Source organism: Candidatus Eisenbacteria bacterium, from assembly GCA_026388185.1.
Classification (GTDB): Bacteria; Eisenbacteria; RBG-16-71-46; order JAFGJU01; family JAFGJU01; genus JAPLKG01.
On the sequence record JAPLKG010000008.1, the window covers coordinates 1 to 16,263 of the forward strand.

13 protein-coding genes are annotated in these 16,263 nt (G+C 56.2%); 8 read left to right on the top strand and 5 right to left on the bottom strand.

Features of this window, described 5'->3' with window-relative positions:
- Nucleotides 1-1,194: hypothetical protein (locus NTX17_02705; GenBank protein MCX5800283.1), on the bottom strand; the 1,194-nt coding region annotated here is incomplete at its 3' end.
- 587 nt (nucleotides 1,195-1,781) lie between these two features.
- Between NTX17_02705 and fusA the strand changes: the two genes are divergently transcribed.
- From fusA to ruvA, 4 genes are read left to right on the top strand one after another with little or no spacing between them, the layout of a single operon-like run.
- Entirely contained in the window at nucleotides 1,782-3,860 is a 2,079-nt protein-coding gene (fusA, locus tag NTX17_02710) for an elongation factor G (GenBank protein MCX5800284.1), read from the top strand.
- 6 nt (nucleotides 3,861-3,866) lie between these two features.
- A complete protein-coding gene (locus NTX17_02715; GenBank protein MCX5800285.1) occupies nucleotides 3,867-4,619 on the top strand; it encodes a YebC/PmpR family DNA-binding transcriptional regulator in 753 nt (250 codons plus the stop codon).
- Nucleotides 4,591-5,196, top strand: coding sequence for a crossover junction endodeoxyribonuclease RuvC (ruvC, locus tag NTX17_02720; GenBank protein MCX5800286.1), 606 nt, complete (start codon nucleotides 4,591-4,593; stop codon nucleotides 5,194-5,196). Before NTX17_02715 ends, ruvC begins: the two co-directional genes overlap by 29 nt.
- A gap of 53 nt (nucleotides 5,197-5,249) precedes the next feature.
- On the top strand, nucleotides 5,250-5,849 hold the full coding sequence (gene ruvA, locus NTX17_02725) for a Holliday junction branch migration protein RuvA (GenBank protein MCX5800287.1): 600 nt from the start codon (nucleotides 5,250-5,252) through the stop codon (nucleotides 5,847-5,849).
- Between the two features lie 44 nt (nucleotides 5,850-5,893).
- Here the strand turns inward: ruvA and NTX17_02730 are convergent, their stop codons facing one another.
- The 4 genes from NTX17_02730 to NTX17_02745 all read right to left on the bottom strand — a co-directional run bounded on the left by NTX17_02730 (nucleotide 5,894) and on the right by NTX17_02745 (nucleotide 12,008).
- Nucleotides 5,894-7,675 carry an ABC transporter ATP-binding protein gene (locus NTX17_02730; protein MCX5800288.1) on the bottom strand — a complete coding sequence of 594 codons (1,782 nt, stop codon included), beginning with the start codon at nucleotides 7,673-7,675 and terminating at the stop codon, nucleotides 5,894-5,896.
- Nucleotides 7,676-7,750: 75 nt separating this feature from the next.
- Nucleotides 7,751-9,499: an ABC transporter ATP-binding protein gene (locus tag NTX17_02735; protein MCX5800289.1), complete on the bottom strand. Its 1,749-nt coding sequence runs from the start codon at nucleotides 9,497-9,499 to the stop codon at nucleotides 7,751-7,753.
- 2 nt (nucleotides 9,500-9,501) lie between these two features.
- Entirely contained in the window at nucleotides 9,502-11,061 is a 1,560-nt protein-coding gene (locus NTX17_02740) for a 4Fe-4S binding protein (protein ID MCX5800290.1), read from the bottom strand.
- A gap of 8 nt (nucleotides 11,062-11,069) precedes the next feature.
- The gene (locus tag NTX17_02745) at nucleotides 11,070-12,008 is read right to left on the bottom strand and encodes a DUF362 domain-containing protein (GenBank protein MCX5800291.1); all 939 of its coding nucleotides are present in this window, start codon (nucleotides 12,006-12,008) and stop codon (nucleotides 11,070-11,072) included.
- Nucleotides 12,009-12,200: 192 nt separating this feature from the next.
- Between NTX17_02745 and ruvB the strand changes: the two genes are divergently transcribed.
- The 4 genes from ruvB to tgt all read left to right on the top strand — a co-directional run bounded on the left by ruvB (nucleotide 12,201) and on the right by tgt (nucleotide 16,201).
- Complete coding sequence (ruvB, locus tag NTX17_02750; protein ID MCX5800292.1) at nucleotides 12,201-13,247, top strand: Holliday junction branch migration DNA helicase RuvB; 1,047 nt, start codon at nucleotides 12,201-12,203, stop codon at nucleotides 13,245-13,247.
- Nucleotides 13,248-13,370: 123 nt separating this feature from the next.
- Nucleotides 13,371-13,952 (top strand): epoxyqueuosine reductase QueH, encoded by a 582-nt coding sequence (locus NTX17_02755; GenBank protein MCX5800293.1) that lies wholly within the window; start codon nucleotides 13,371-13,373, stop codon nucleotides 13,950-13,952.
- Nucleotides 13,949-15,010 carry a tRNA preQ1(34) S-adenosylmethionine ribosyltransferase-isomerase QueA gene (gene queA / locus NTX17_02760; protein MCX5800294.1) on the top strand — a complete coding sequence of 354 codons (1,062 nt, stop codon included), beginning with the start codon at nucleotides 13,949-13,951 and terminating at the stop codon, nucleotides 15,008-15,010. Before NTX17_02755 ends, queA begins: the two co-directional genes overlap by 4 nt.
- 54 nt (nucleotides 15,011-15,064) lie before the next feature.
- Nucleotides 15,065-16,201, top strand: coding sequence for a tRNA guanosine(34) transglycosylase Tgt (tgt, locus tag NTX17_02765; protein ID MCX5800295.1), 1,137 nt, complete (start codon nucleotides 15,065-15,067; stop codon nucleotides 16,199-16,201).
- Nucleotides 16,202-16,263 lie beyond the last annotated feature (62 nt).

Here is a 16,263-nt window from a genome sequence, read left to right on the forward strand (position 1 = left end):
TGCACGGTACACCTTGAACCTCACCTGTCCCCGACAGCTCCACTCAACCACCACCCGCTCTCCCTCTACACGAGCGCTGAAACCCTTGACCCACGGCTCGGACAGAAAATCATCCGAATACCGAGCCCAGATGTCATAGTCGCTCCCACTGGGACCACCGCTCCGCTCCCACACTACCCATACCCTCCCTCCTGCACCTACACCAACCTCAGGACACTCGTCCACTGCAGTGAGCTCGCTGTCAGGCTCCGTCACCATCTCCTCCCCCTTCCACCAGCAACCCGACCAACGGCTTATGTACACGTCCCCACGATACACGTCGTTATGATCTTCCCTCGCCCACACAACTACCGGGCCGCTACTCTCTACACCACTCATCCTAGGCCAGTAATCTGACTGACTAGGAAGATCGAGCGGCAAAGGAATAGGACCACTGAAACTCCAATCCTCACCATCCCAGAAGGCACCGCAAATATCAGAAGTGCTGTCAAAATACACTATCCAAGGTCCCTCACCACCACTGAAACATATCGAGGGGGCCGCCCCCTTAATGGAGAGAAGGGACTCCGACCAACCTGTGTCACCCCGATAAATGCAGTGAAGCGTATCTATATAGTCCATCGCTTGCCATACAACCCAAGGTACACCTGCGTCAGATACCGCTATGTCAGGACTCACGTCCTCGATCTCCGGGTGATCGATGTGCTCCAATGATGACCAAACCCCATCCACACGACTACGAAAGAAAAGGTCACCATCGTAACCAGGGTGCCTGGCCACATAAGTGCTTATGACAGCCCAGACCAAGCTCGTGTCCCTGCTGGCTATCTCATACATCTGTCCTTCCCCGCCTCCCGCATACAGCGTCTCAGGCTCACACCAAGCATCACCAACCCAGTGCGTCGTCAACACGTCACAGTACGGCGACGTCCCACCTCGATACCGCTCCCACACTACCCACGGAATACCATCCCGCCCCATGGACGCTCCCCCCAACCACGCATCCTTCTGCACGTTGTCCGGGTGCACCCTCTCCTCGGGTGTCCAACCTTCCCCTGTCCAACGAGAGTACATAATCTCAAAATCACCCTGACTAGCGTCAATACCCATCCAAAACACCCAAGCCGTCCCTGCACTGTCAACAACCACCATGGGGTTCCAATCAGCAGACGTATCCTCCACATTGACCTGCATCTCAGGACTCCACGTGGCAGCAAAGGCAGGCGATGCTGTTGGAAGGAGAAAAGCAGAAGACAGAACAAAGATCGTCAAGAGCAGTACTGTGCGGTCGAGCAGATGTGTGCGGCTAACACCGCACCCAAGCCAGTGGGCACGCCCATGGCCGAGACCACTCAAACTTAGCCTCCCGCCTTGCCTGCGTGAAATAGCCCCCTGACGACCGGACCACATCTGACAGACCTCGAGTGAAACCAGGGTGCACTTCGTCGTAACCAAACTTCTGCCGCAGCACAAAGCTACTGCCATCTAGCCCTCCTGTCAACACATTTTTGCGAGTGCAGCAGGAATGGCCTGGCGTGTGTGTCGCTACCGGTGATGTCGCGGTCACCCAGGACCCTTGAGCGGGACGAGGATTCAGAAATCACACAACCTTGGTAATTGAGATGTCATACCACAACAACCCCCCGAACTTGACACTCCGAACCCCGCTGTGGTAGCATCTCGACGGCTGGCTCTGGTCACGCCTGTTTCTTCGCAAGGGATTCTTCCCGCACGCTTTTCTTGTTTTCTTGCGACGGTTGTTGGTATGCGGAGGTGCGATTTTGAAAGAATACGATGTGGCCAAACTCAGAAACGTAGTGTTCGTTGGTCACGGAGGGGCAGGGAAGACCTCGCTCTGCGAGGCTCTTCTGTTCAATGCTAAGGCCACTAAGAGGCTCGGCAAGGTCGATGACGGCACTTCTGTTCTCGACTACACGCCCGAGGAAATTCAGCGAAAAATCACCATTTCGCTTTCTCTGGGACACCTGGAGTGGAAGGATCATTTTTTCAATCTCGTTGACACACCTGGGTACGCCGACTTTGTGGGCGACGTGAAGGCCGGTCTTTCCGTTGCGGACAGCGCCATGATCCTTCTGCGGGCCGCGGGAGGCGTCGAGATCGGCACGATGAAGGTCTGGGACTTTGTCGAGGAGAACTCGCTCCCCGCGTTTGCCTGCGTGACCATGATGGATAAGGAACACTCGGATTTCTGGGCGTGCGTGGAGGGAGCGTCTGAGTCGTTGTCCAGAAGAGTGATTCCGGTGATTCTGCCCATCGGAACAGGCGATTCTTTCGCGGGAGTTGTGGATGTTCTCTCGATGAAGGCATACCTGTATGACGATCAGGGGCAATTTACCGAACAGAAGGACATTCCTGCCGATGCAAGAAAGCGCGCCGAAGAGGCCAGAGAAAAACTGTTAGACGGGATCGCGGAAAGCGACGATGGCCTTCTCGAGAAGTATCTTGAGAAGGGGACGCTGGAGCCGAAGGAGATAGTCGAGGGGCTGCGGAAAAGTCTCGTGAAAAGGGCCATACTTCCCGTGGCTGCCGTTTCGGCGCACAAAGGGATAGGCATTCCTCAGTTGCTCGACCTGCTTGTCACCGTTCTCCCTTCGCCGGTAGATAGGGGGGTGATCAAGGGCACGGTTCCCGGGACCGATAGGCAGGTTGAGAGAAAGCCGCTCGTCAGCGAACCGCTCTGCGCGATGGTCTTCAAGACGATTTCGGAACCACACGTGGGAGAGCTTTCCCTCATGAGAGTGTTCTCAGGCACGCTGGAAGCCGGTTCCGAGGCCCTCAACTCCAGAAAGAGCAAGAGCGAGAAGATCGGCCAGCTCTTTAGGCTCCAGGGCAAGGAACGGACGGAAGTGACTTCCCTGAAGCCGGGAGAGTTTGGTGCGGCAGTCAAGCTTAGAGACACCTCGACGGGAGACACTCTGTGTTCCTCGGCGAGCCCGATTCAGCTTGAACGTATAAAGTTTCCCGAGCCCGCACTTTCGGAGGCGCTGAGACCGAAGGCGAAGGGCGACGAAGAGAAGATAGCAAATGGACTCTCGCGTCTCAAGGAAGAGGATCCGACTTTCACGGTCTTTGTCGACCCGGAACTCAAGCAGACTCTTCTGAACGGCATGGGCGAGCTACACCTCGAGGTCATCGTGCGCAAGCTGCGCGACCGCTTCGGCGTAGAAGTGGACATCGTCAAGCCCAAGATACCTTACAGGGAAACCATAAAGGGTAAGGCAGAAGTCCAGGGCAGGCACAAGAAGCAATCCGGTGGCAGAGGTCAGTTCGGAGACGTCTGGATAAGGATAGAGCCGAGAAAGAGGGGAGAGGGGTTCGAGTTCGTGAACGAAGTCGTGGGAGGCTCCATACCCACGAAATATATTCCTGCGGTGCAGAAGGGAGTCGAGGAGGCGTGCAAGGAAGGAGTTCTCGCGGGCTACCAGATCGTTGATTTCAGAGTCTATCTGTTCGACGGTTCATATCACACGGTGGATTCTTCTGACCTTGCTTTCAAGATCGCGGGTTCCCTGGCCTTCAAGAAGGCGGTGACCGAGTCCAAGCCGATTCTGCTTGAACCAATAATGGAAGTGGAGGTCACCGTTCCCGATGATTGCATGGGTGACGTGATGGGCGACCTGAGCAGCAAGCGCGGCAGGATTCTTGGGATGGATTCTTACGGCAAGATGCAACGTGTGAAGGCGCTGGTCCCTCAGGCTGAGCTTTACAAGTACTCCACGAACTTGAGGTCGTTGACGCAGGGAAGGGCATCTCACACTGCGAAATTCGCTTCCTACGAAGAGCTTCCTCAGGAGATGACCGAGAAAGTAATCGCAGAGGCCAAACAAGAGAAGGAGTGACGGCGCATGTCTGGTCATTCAAAATGGAGCACGATAAAAAGGAAGAAAGAGAAGGTCGATCAGCAGCGTGGTCGGCTCTTCGGTAAGTGCATCAAAGAAATCACCGTTGCTGCCAGACAGGGCGGCGGCGACATGAACGCGAACGCCCGGCTGAGAGCAGCCGTGCAGTTGGCGAAAAGCTTCAACATGCCGGCCGACAACATTGAAAGGGCCGTCAAGAAGGGTACCGGCGAACTGCCTGGCGTGAACTACGACGAAATTTCCTACGAGGGATACGGTCCCCACGGTATAGCCATCCTGGCTGAGACCGTGACGGACAACAGAAACCGGACGACCTCCGAGATAAGACACATTTTTTCCAAGAACGGAGGCAACCTCGGCGAAGTCGGCTGTGTTTCTTGGATGTTCGACCTGAGAGGCCTCATTACTGTTGAAAGAGGTTCTGCCGACGAAGAAAAACTGATGGGTGTGGCGCTCGACGCAGGGGCCGACGATGTCAATGACGAATCGCCGGAGTACTACGAAATAACGACAGAGCCTTCCAAGCTTGACGCCGTGAGAGATGCTCTCAAGAAGGCCGGCATCGCTCTTACCGGAGCAGAACTCTCGCGCGTCCCGCAGTCGGCCATCACGGTCGGCGAGAAAGAGGCGGAACAGATCCTCAAGCTGATGGAGGCACTCGAAGAGCACGAGGACGTCCAGAAGGTTTTCGCAAACTTCGACATCCCTAATGAAATCATGGCGAAGCTTGGAAAGTAGTGGCCAGGCCAGAGAGTTCACGGTACTCGGGATCGATCCGGGAAGTCTCGTCACGGGCTACGGCTTGATCCACAGAGTGCAGCCGGCGCTCGAATGCCTCGATTTCGGATGCGTGCGGCTTCCTCCAGAACACTCCCTCACACTCAGACTGGAACAGATTTACGATAAGCTTTCAGAGATTGTTGCCGCGTTCAAGCCCGACAGGATGGCCGTGGAGACGATATTCCACAGTCGCAGCGCCAGGTCGGCTCTCATCATGGGTCACGTGAGAGGGGTGGTGCTCCTCGTCGCTGCGAAGGCGGGCCTCGAGATTTTTGAATATACGCCCTTGGAAATCAAGCTATCGGTTGTGGGCACAGGGGCCGCATCAAAGAAGCAGGTGCAGTTCATGGTTTCGAGGATACTCTCGATCTCAGGGAAGCTTCCTCTGGACGCCTCCGACGCTCTGGCCGTGGCGCTCTGCCACGTCAACAAGTGTGCGAGGGGACACTACAGTGGCGTGTCCCGTGTAGGAGCCTCGGGGATGTGGGCCGCCTTGGGAGTGAACGGAGAAAAGAGCGCGAAGGGTGGACTGTGAGAAGGGCGCGTGAAGGGTACGCGAGGTCGCGCGAGAAATAGGGAAGGGTCATCATGATATTCTGTCTCAAAGGCACGCTGATGGAAAAGACCCCCACCAGGGTCGTCCTGGACGTGGGGGGCGTGGGCTACGGGGTCAACGTGCCGCTCTCGACGTACGAGAAGATCGCCGACGTCGGTAGTCCCGTCGAGCTTCTCACGCATCTACACGTCAGGGAAGATTCCCTGGATCTCTATGGTTTTGCGACCCCGGAAGAGAAAGAACTCTTCGAGCTCCTCATTCTTGTTTCGGGAATAGGGCCAAGACTTGCGCTGGGGATACTTTCCGGCAGTGCAGTCCACTCGTTCGCGGAAGCCGTCGCCTCTGCAAACACGGCCATGCTGACAACGATTTCGGGCGTCGGAAAGAAGCTGGCGGAGAGGATTGTCGTGGAGCTGAAAGACAAGATTGCTGCTCTTGTCCACGTGCGTGAAAGGGCAGTCGCCTTCGGCGGCGAGTCTCCTCAATTCAACGACGCTATCCTCGCTCTGGTTTCGCTCGGCGTCACGAGAGCTTCAGCCGCAAAGGCCCTGAAGCGGGTTGTCGCCGAGGCCGGAACCGACCTCACACTGGAAGAGATGGTGCGGCGCGCGCTCTCCCTTGCCGGGGGATAGGGTTTTTCGGCACGCCGCCGGCGAAGCGACTCTTGGCCACGTCCCTACGACGCCTGGTCGGCAAACTGAAGCTCCCACAGTCTCGAGTAGATGCCGCGCTTTTCCATGAGCTCTTCGTGTGTGCCTTCCTCTTTGACGCTTCCCTTGTGAAGTACGATTATTCTGTCGGCGCTTCTTATCGTGGAAAGTCTGTGAGCGATGACGATTGAAGTTCTACCCGAGAGAAGAGACTTCAGGGCCTCTCGTATTCTGAACTCAGTCTCCGGATCGACGCTGGACGTGGCCTCGTCGAGTATGAGAATCGTTGGCTCGTGAAGAAGCGCGCGGGCAAACGAGATTAGCTGTCTTTGTCCCGCAGAAAGCGAGATTCCTCTTTCTCCAACCTCTTCGTCGTAACCGTGGGGGAGTCTCGATATGAACTCGTCGGCCTGCACTCTACGCGTCGCTTCGACGATCTGCTCTCTTGTCAGGTGTGTCTTTCCCAATCTAAGGTTTTCTTCTATTGTAGCGGAGAAGAGAAACACGTCCTGCGGAACGATTGCTATGTTCCTTCGAAGTTCCCTCTCCGGGATCTTCCGAATGTCAATATCGTCCACCCTGATCGATCCTTGCCGTAACTCGTAGAATCTGGAGAGTAGGCTCATGAGAGTGGTCTTGCCCGCGCCCGTGGCCCCCACGATGGCCAGCGTCTTGCCTTCTTCGACTTTGAACGAGACGTTTTTCAAGACTTCCTCGCCCCTGTCGTAGGAAAAAGTGACATCATCAAATTCCACTTTCCCTTTGAGCCTATCAACGTGGATAGGAGTTGAGGCGTCCTTGATTTCTGGCTCCGTATCGAGCAGGTCGAATATTCTCTCCGCCGAGGCCATCGCCGCCTGCATGGTGTTGTATTTCTCGCTCAGGTCGCTGATCGGTCTGAAGAACCTCTGCGTGTATTGAAGGAAAGCAACGAGGGCGCCGATTGTCAAGGCGCCATGAAGTGCTCTCCCCCCGCCGTACCACACGATCAGCGCGACCGCCACGGCGCCGACGAGCTCCATCACGGGAAAGAAAATGGAGTGATAGAGAACGGACTTGAGGTACGCCTCCAGGTGCGATGCGTTCAGCCTGTCGAATTGAGCCATGCTCCTTTGTTCGCGCACGAAAACCTGGACGATCCGGATGCCGCTCAGAGTCTCCTGCAGAAACGCATTCAAGCGGGCGATGCGAGCCCTCACCATGCTGTAAGCCACTCTCACTTTTCTTCTGAACACCATGGTGGCCACAAAAATGCAAGGCACGACTGTGAACACCACCAGTGCCAGCCTGAGATTCATCGCGACAAGGACGACGGCTATTCCGATGAGCGTGAAGATGTCGCCGAATATCGCGACCACTCCGCTCGTGACCAACTCGTTCAGCACCTCGACGTCGTTTGTTACCCTGGTGAGAAGCCTTCCTACGGGGTTCTTGTCGAAAAAGGAAATCGAGAGCCGCTGCAAGTGCGAGAAGATCTCCGCTCTTAGGTCGGCCATGACCTGCTGCCCCGTCTTGTTCATCATGTAGACCTGCCAGTAGCGGAACAAGAAGCCGACGATGAGAGAGAACACGTACAAAGCTGAAAGAAGTGGGAGCCCCCTTGAATTCCCCGCTGAGATATACTTGTCTATGCCAATCTTCACGAGATATGGTCCGACCAACTCCGACGCCGACACGAGAAGGAGGAGCAAGACCGACACGGCCACGACGGCCTTGTATGGAGCCAGATACCCGAGCAGTCTTCTTGCGAGGCGCGAGTCGTAGGCCTTCAGCAGGATTTCCTCTTCTTCATGAATGCGCGGCGGCATGTGTTGGTTACCTTCCAGCGTTCATCATGTGCGAAGTGTCCGTTGGCTTCCCTGTGCCAATCCTGACGAGTCTATTCAGTCGGTTTCGAGCTCTTCCGTGAGTTGCTGTCTTCTGTAGAGCTCCTTGTATAGTCTTCCGGTTCTCAGAAGCTCCGCGTGGGAGCCCCGTTCCGCTATTCTTCCGTTCTCCAAAACGATGATCTCGTCGGCCTCGTTGATCGAAGAGATGCGATGGGAGACGATGATCCAGGTCCTGTCTCCGAGTCTGTCTCTCAGGCGCCTCAGGATTTCCCTCTCGGTGGCCGCGTCCACGCTGGAGAAGGCGTCGTCGAGAAGGAGAATGGCCGGGTTGATGATGACCGCCCTCGAGATGGCAGTCCTCTGTTTCTGACCTCCCGAAAGTGTGATGCCCCTCTCGCCGATCAGTGTGTCGAACTTTTCTCCGAACTCCTCAACTTCCTCGGTCATTCTGGACATGACCGTCACCTCGGCGATCTCTTCGTCTCTTGCGGAAGGCCTTCCGTATGCGATGTTTTCCCTTATCGTGTCCGAGAAAAGAAACGACTCCTGCGGCACGTAGCCTATTCTGGTCCTCAGAACGTGAAGCGGAATTTTCCGGGCATCGACGCCGTCTATGAGTATTTCGCCGGACGTTGGGTCGAACAATCTCGGCAACAGATTGATGAGGGTGCTCTTCCCCGAGCCGGTCCTGCCCACGACCGCCACCTTTCTCCCGCGAGGGAGCTTGAAGCTTACGTCCTTGAGTATCGCCGGACCTCCCTCGAAGTAGGAGAACGACACGTTTTTGAATTCCACCTCGCCGGCTATCTTTGTGATGGAGAGAGCATCTACGTCCGAGATTTCGGGCTTCTCGTCGAGAATCTCCGCCACCCTTTGCATCGAGGCCGAGCCTCTCTGTACAAGATTCACGACCCATCCGAGCGATATTGCGGGCCAGGTCAACATTGCGAGATATCCGCTGAAGGCCACGAAATCTCCCAGCGAAATTTTTCCTCTGACTACCTCCGTCCCTCCTATCCACAGCACTATGACGGCGCCGAGACCGCCGACGAGTGCGATCAGCGGGTGGAATACTCCCCATATCTTGACGAGTCCGAGGTTCTTGGAGATGTATTCCTCGTTCAGCTTTCCGAATTGCTCTTTCTCGAACTCCTCGTTCCCGTAAGCTTTCACTATTCTGATTCCCGACAGATTCTCGTGCACCCTCGCCGTGAGCTTCGAGAATTGTCGCTGTACCTGTTCGAACCTCTCCCTCACGAGCCCTCCGAATCGATTCACAAGCAGGGCGAGGGCGGGGATGGGTAGAAGGGCGCAGGCCGTGAGAAGGGGATCTATGTAAAGCATCAGCGACGTCGCGGCCGCAAACGTGATGACGGTGTTTATCGAGTACATTATCCCTGGGCCGAGAAGCTCTCTCACGGCGTTCACGTCGTTCGTCGCCCTGGCCATGATGTCCCCTGTCTTGGTGCGCGTGAAGTAGGAAGGAGACAGTCGAACGAGGTGTGCGAAGAGATCGTTCCGCAACTCGTATTCCATTTCGCGCGACGCGCCGATCATCAGCTTCCTCATGTAGAACCTGAAGACCCCCTGCACCGCCGCTGCGGCCACGATGAGAAGGGCGTATCTCAAGAGAACTCCGGGGTCGGCCCTGCGGGAGATGCTGTCCACGGCGAGCTTGCTGAGCCAGGGGATGAGAAGGGCAACGGCTTGAAGGGCCGCGATGCATAGAGAGCCGATGACGAGAACCTTCTGGTGTCTCTTGACGTATTTCGAAAGCCTGAGCAGTGCCCTTGACGACTTCATGGTCATGTCTTTGTGGTCAAGAGGAGGGAGCGCTCGGGAGAGCGGGATTCGTTGATGTTGGTCACGTATATGGCAGGCTCGTCCGAAACGGGGCACTTGTACTCGCAGATTCCGCACCCTATGCAGAGACCGGGTACCACGACCGGCAGCTTCAAAGTGATCTCCTCTCCGTCGGGGCCGACTTTGTTCACTTCTTCGAAGACTATCGCCTTCTTGGGCGTGGGACAATGTTCTTCACACACTATGCAGTTTACGTTGAACGCGTGGGGGAGACACCGATTCTTGTTGATGAAGGCGAGACCGATGATCGTCCTTCTCTTTTCTTCGACGGGAAGTTTCTTTATGGCCCCGGTGGGGCAGATCTGCCCGCACAGCGTGCAGGAATACTCGCAGTAACCTATTCTCGGAACCAGCACGGGAGACCACATCCCCTCCAGTCCGGCCTCGAGGAGGGTGGGTTGAAGCCCGTTCGTAAGACACACTTTCATGCATTCCGAGCACTTCACGCACCTTTCCAGAAATGCCTTTTCCGGAAGGGCGCCCGGCGGTCTTATGAGACGAGGATTAGGTTTCACAAGACTGGGAGAAACTCGTAGAAGGGGAATTGCCAGCACTCCCGCCCCCGCGGACCAGAGAAAAGCACGCCTGCTCAGGTCTATTCGTCCCTCCTCCCTGCGCGGCAAAGCAATGCCGAAAGAGGCGGCTCCCTTTGGGCAGGCTTCCACGCAGTTCCAGCAGAAGATACATTCCGCCTTTCTCCATCCGTCGCCCATCGCGGGGGAGGCACCCGTCGGGCATGCCCGTACGCACTTTCCGCATTCGTCACACGCGTTGCTGACCCGGAGCCTCACGAGCGATGCCTTTGAGAACACCCCAAGCAGTGCGCCGAGAGGGCACACGTATCTACACCAGAACCTGCTTCTCGAGAGATTGAGGACGAGTAGCCCGACAAAAAGCGTTCCCAGCAGGGCCCCTTGCAGAAAGCGGGGCTGGTTAAACGCAAGTACGTGTTGCCGCAAGAATGCGTAGATCGTCTCGGTGAAGCGCGAGATCCACAGGGGACCGCGAGCGTAGATGCCGTCGAAGACACTGCGCGTCAGAAACTCGATGGCGGGCCCGATGCCCGCGGCAAGAGAGCGCACAGTGAGAGAAAGCGGATCCAATACCCCAAGAATAGACATCGAAAAAAGCCCGCTCAGGACGACGGCGACGAGCACCACGTACTTCCACCTGAGGCGACTGGTGTAGAGTCCGTGCTCGATCTTTCTGGGTCTGCGCGCGACCTCGCCCGCCGCGTTGTGAAGCGTTCCGAAAGGACAGAACCAGCCGCAGAAAAATCTGCCGAATAGAAGAGAAATACCGACGGTGACAAGGCTGAGCAGCAAGATGGGCTTTATCGAAAAGGAAGACAACAGCAGGAGACCCGCAAAGAGAGGGTCGAGATCCAGAAAGATTTTGACGGGATAGCTGATTTGATCCTTGCCCGAGTACTGGGTCTGTGTCAGGAGAAAGAAGAAGGCAATCACAAAAACTACTTGTGAAACTCGCCTCAGGTTCGCCATCAACCTTCCTATGTCACCTCAATTGAGGAGAACCGCACCTTCTTGAGATCGATTTCTCCGACTCCGGCCTTCGCAGCCTTGACGAGGTAGCCCAGATCGGATCCCTTCAGGCCGAAGAACGTGGCTCCGTAGGAATCAACCGCCAGTTGGTCCGTCCCCACGACAAGAGTGTTCAGTCTCCGCACGTCCTTGATGTTTCCTCCCTGGGGGCCGTTCGCGACCAGAATCCGAGTCGCATCCAGAACTGTGAGCGTGGGCTTGAAGAAATGCGCCAGGTCGGCAAGGCTGAGGTCTATTTGTTGATGAAGCTTGCCTCGGGGGTCCCCGATGACTCCCATCCAGTTCTTCACGGACATCGACAATCGAGACATTCCGTGCTGCTTGGCCACGGGGACGTTTATCACTTTGTCACAATCCAAGACTGCTGAATAGATGGGCCATTTATCTAGCACGGCACCGTGCATGTTGATTTGTCTGAAGTCTCTCTCGTCCACAAACTTGACTTCCGCTCCCGCCTTTCGGGCGGAGTCGGCGATTCCGCTTTTCACGTAGCAACGCCTGGGGTCGTCGCAGCTCCTGTCAAAAACCTTCACTTTCTTGGCACCGGCCTGGAAGCACATTTCAACCATGGAGTAGACGAGAGCAGGATCTGTATTTGCGGCCTGTTCCGGCACGCGGTCCCAGCCGATGTTGGGTTTTACGACGACGACGTCTCCCCTGGAAATGTACCTCGAAATGCCTCCGAGGGCGTCGACGGCCGAACGAAGGTTCCGCGCCACAGACGGGCCGTGCGCGACGACAAACGTGGGAGGAGGCGCCTCCTTCGCGTGTGCGAGAGGGCCAGCCGAGGCCAGAGTGGCAGCGGAAGTGAACGGCGCTCGCAGTCCGGCAAGAACACTTCCTGCTGCACCGGCCATGATCAGTCGTAAAAAGTCTCTTCGGTCCATGTGACGCGCTCCGTGTGTTGATACGCTCCGTCTGTTGATGCGCTTCGAGTGTGTTTGGCTTGAGTCAGGATACCACTTCGCCGTTCCCCGTGTCAAATGACCGGACTCCGCCGAAGCCTGCCCCGCGCCCGTTTTCTCTTTGCAGACGTGAGTTTGGTGTGCTAGTCTACGACCTGAAGGGAGAGAGACTGCGTGGCTGAAAAACATCTCACTTCCCCGGCCCTGGTCGAGGAAGAACTGGCCATTGATAAGGCGCTCAGGCCCACAAGCTTGGACGAATTCGTGGGCCAGACTCAGCTCAAGGAAAACTTGAAAGTATTCCTGCAAGCTGCTGTACAGAGAGGAGAAGCGCTCGACCACATTCTCTTTCACGGTCCTCCGGGGCTTGGGAAAACCACCCTCGCCAACATCATGGCGAACGAGATGGGCGTGGAAATCGTCCATGCCACGGGACCCGTCATCGAGAGACCCGCAGATCTCGCGGGTCTTCTTACAAACCTGACCGAGAGAGCCATTCTCTTCATCGACGAGATTCACAGGCTGAACCACGTTGTGGAAGAGTACCTCTACCCGGCGATGGAGGATTTCAAGATTGACATCATGATTGACAGGGGTCCGAGTGCCCGTTCGGTGCGCCTCAAACTCCAGCACTTCACCCTGGCGGGCGCCACAACGCGCGCAGGTCTCATCACTTCGCCCTTGAGAGCCAGGTTCGGCATGATGTGCCGCATCGGTTATTACAGCGCCGAGGAACTCTGTCAGATTGTGAAACGCTCCGCACGAATCATGGAAGTTCCCATCGACGAAGAAGGGGCAAGAGAGCTTGCCGCGCGATCTCGAGGAACTCCCAGAATCGCAAATCGTCTCTTGAGGAGGGTTCGCGACTTCGCGCAGATAAAGGCGAGTGGGAAAATCACAGGACGAGTGGCCGAAGATGGCCTGCAAATGCTGGAAGTTGACAAACTCGGGCTTGACGACATGGATAGGAGAATGCTGGAAGCCATTATTATGAAGTTCGGCGGAGGTCCCGTGGGGCTCAACAACCTCGCAGTCGCGGTCGGAGAGGAAGCAGAGACGCTTGAAGACGTGTACGAGCCCTTCCTGATACAGGAAGGGCTTATCAAGAGGACGCCCAGGGGAAGGGAAGCCACGAGTCTCGCCTACGAGCACTTGGGCATTGCTGGCCGCGACAAAGAGACGGAACAGAACGGCACTCAGAAAGAGCTCTTTAAGGAATAGCTGCGTTCGCGACTCGCTGCGCCCCAGGTCATTCATACTGTCAAGCACTCTTCCAGATCGAACTGACGCGTTGGAGGACGATCGGCGCTGACGGAATAGCTGTGTCCGTGTTGCGGAGGGAGATTGGCGGAAAAAATCCTGCTCCATGCCTGCTGCGCTCCCTGCTCGACTGTTCCCGTCCCTGCACTTACGGAGGACGGGTTCGAGGTGGTGGCCTTTTTCTTCAACCCGAACGTCCATCCCCATTCGGAGTTCGTAAATCGGTTGAGGTCAATGCAGCAATTCGTTAAAAATAGGGAGATTAGCGGTTTCTTCTACAAGGGCTACCCTCTCGAGAGTTTCCTGCGGATGCAACTGTCGCAGCTCGAATCCAGATGCGAGGGTTGCTACGAACTGCGCCTCACGGCAGCAGCGAGAAAGGCGAAGGAAGAGGGGATAAGGGTATTTTCCACCACCTTGCTTGTCAGCCCGTACCAGAAGCACGAGTTGATCAGAGATCTGGGAAAGAGCGTTCAGAAGGAAAGCCGGATAGAGTTTCTCTACAACGACTGGCGGCCTCGGTGGCACGAGACAAGAGATCTGGCGAGAAAGGAAGACCTCTATCTTCAGAAATACTGCGGCTGCATTTTCAGCGAGACCGAACGATACCTGGAAAAAGAAGGACGGCAGCACAAGAGAGGAAAAGCTGCACAAGCAGATTCATGAGTAACAATGAGCTTGCTGCCTTTGAATTCGAGCTTCCCGAGAGCTTCATAGCCAAGAGGCCTGCCGTCCCTCGCAGTTCGTCCAGGCTGATGGTTCTGGATCGGGCCGCCCTCAGTATTGAGCATTCTGTGTTCGAATCGTTTCCCTCCCGTCTTGAGGAGGGAGACTGTCTGGTCTTGAACGAGACGAAAGTACGACCTTGTCGAATGTCAGGAGTGCGGAAGGAGACGGGCGGGAAACTTGAGCTACTGTTCGTGCGCGAGAATGAGGGAACCGGGGACGAGAGACCTCGATGGGAAGCGTTGGTTAGACCCGCCAGACGTTTGAAAGACGGCACGGCGGTCTCTCTCAGCGGTGGGGCAAGCGCAAGGATAGTGGAGAAGCTTTCTGGAGCCTCCTTTCTTGTCGAAGTACCCGAGCAGTTCGAGGACTACCTCGAGAAGCATGGGCAGATGCCCATTCCTCCCTACATAAGACGCAAGGCGGACGCGGATGACAAGGAGCACTACCAGACCGTCTACGCTCGCGTTGCCGGATCTTCGGCCGCGCCGACCGCAGGCTTGCATTTCACACGAGAAATACTACGCAAACTCGAGGCTAGAGGCGTTGGAATCGCAACGCTCACATTGCACGTGGGTCCCGGAACATTCAGACCCCTGACGCCGGGCACGCTCTCTTCTCAGAAACTGGATCCCGAGTCCTACGAAATAACCGCCGAGGCCTGCCAAATCATCAACAGAACCAGGGGAAGGGGAGGGAGAGTGTTCGCCGTGGGCACCACGAGCGCACGCGTGTTGGAAACGGTTGCGAATAGCGCCGGCGGCGCGAGAGGGGAGGCTCTTGGCCCGGCCAAAGGATGGACGGACAGGTTCATCTATCCGCCCTACGATTTCAAGAGCGTGGACGCCCTTATCACGAATTTCCACCTTCCGGGTTCCAGCGTCCTGCTTCTGGTCTGTGCTTTTGCCGGGCGAGAGTTTATCCTCAAGGCCTACGAAGAGGCAAAGAGGGAGGGATATAGGTTCTATAGTTACGGCGACGGAATGCTCATCGTCTGAGTCTTTCAATCGAGTCTGTCACACACGTGCTTGTTCTTGGGAAGTGGATTAGAAATGGAATTCCGTCTGGAAAAAAGCGACGGCGAATCAAACGCCAGGGCGGGCGTTATCGTCACCGGCAGAGGCGAGATAGAGACTCCCATTTTCATGCCCGTAGGTACCCAGGCGACCGTCAAGACAGTCTCCCCTCAAGAGCTGGCCGAGATAGGCGCCCAGATCGTGCTTGCCAACACGTATCATCTTTACCTGAGGCCGGGGCATGAGTTGATTCGCGAAATGGGCGGACTTCACAAGTTCATGAGCTGGCCCAAGGCCATCTTGACGGACAGCGGAGGTTTCCAGGTCTTCAGTCTTTCGAATCTCCGCGTCGTTAGAAGAGAAGGCGTGGTTTTTCGCTCCCATCTTGACGGATCCGAGCACTTCATTTCGCCGGAAATTGCCGTGGAGATACAGAGAGCGCTTGATTCGGATATCGTGATGACGCTGGACCAGTGTGTCGGGTATCCCGCGGACATGCCGTCGGCCAAGCAGGCGATGGAGAACACGCTCGATTGGGCGGAACGCTCGAGATCGGCTTGGAAAGACCTGGATGCTCCTCCTTCTCGTGCTCTGTTCGGGATTGTCCAGGGAAGCACCTACGATTGCCTCAGAAGGCAGTGCTCAAAAGCGCTTGTTGGAATGGAGTTTGACGGATATGCTATTGGCGGACTTTCGGTGGGAGAGCCGAAGAGTGCGACTTTTGAGATGACGGCCGTCACCGTAGATGAACTTCCTCGGCAAAAGCCCAGATATCTGATGGGGGTGGGTTTTCCGCAAGACATCATCGCGGCCGTTTCCCTGGGAGTGGACATGTTCGATTGTGTGATGCCGACCAGGAATGCAAGAAATGGTACGGTGTTCACCTCCACGGGGAAGCTGGTCGTCAAGAACGTCGAGTACGCAAAGGACGAGAGACCCCTCGACCAAAACTGCGATTGTTACACGTGCAGAACATTCTCGAGGGCATATCTGAGACACCTTTTTCAGGCCGGAGAACTGTTGGGGCCGCGGCTCGCTACAGTTCACAGCCTCTGTTTCTTTTTGAGAATGATGAAGGAGATGCGAGAGAGTATACTGGAAGGGCGATTCTCCCACTGGAGCAAGGAGTTTCTGGAAAGATACGAATCGGGCGCAGAAGCAAGAGCAAGTTGAGCCGGCCGGCCAATCAGAAAGGGCCGGGCGGGCAATGAGCTTGGCCGGTAGGCACTCGAGAT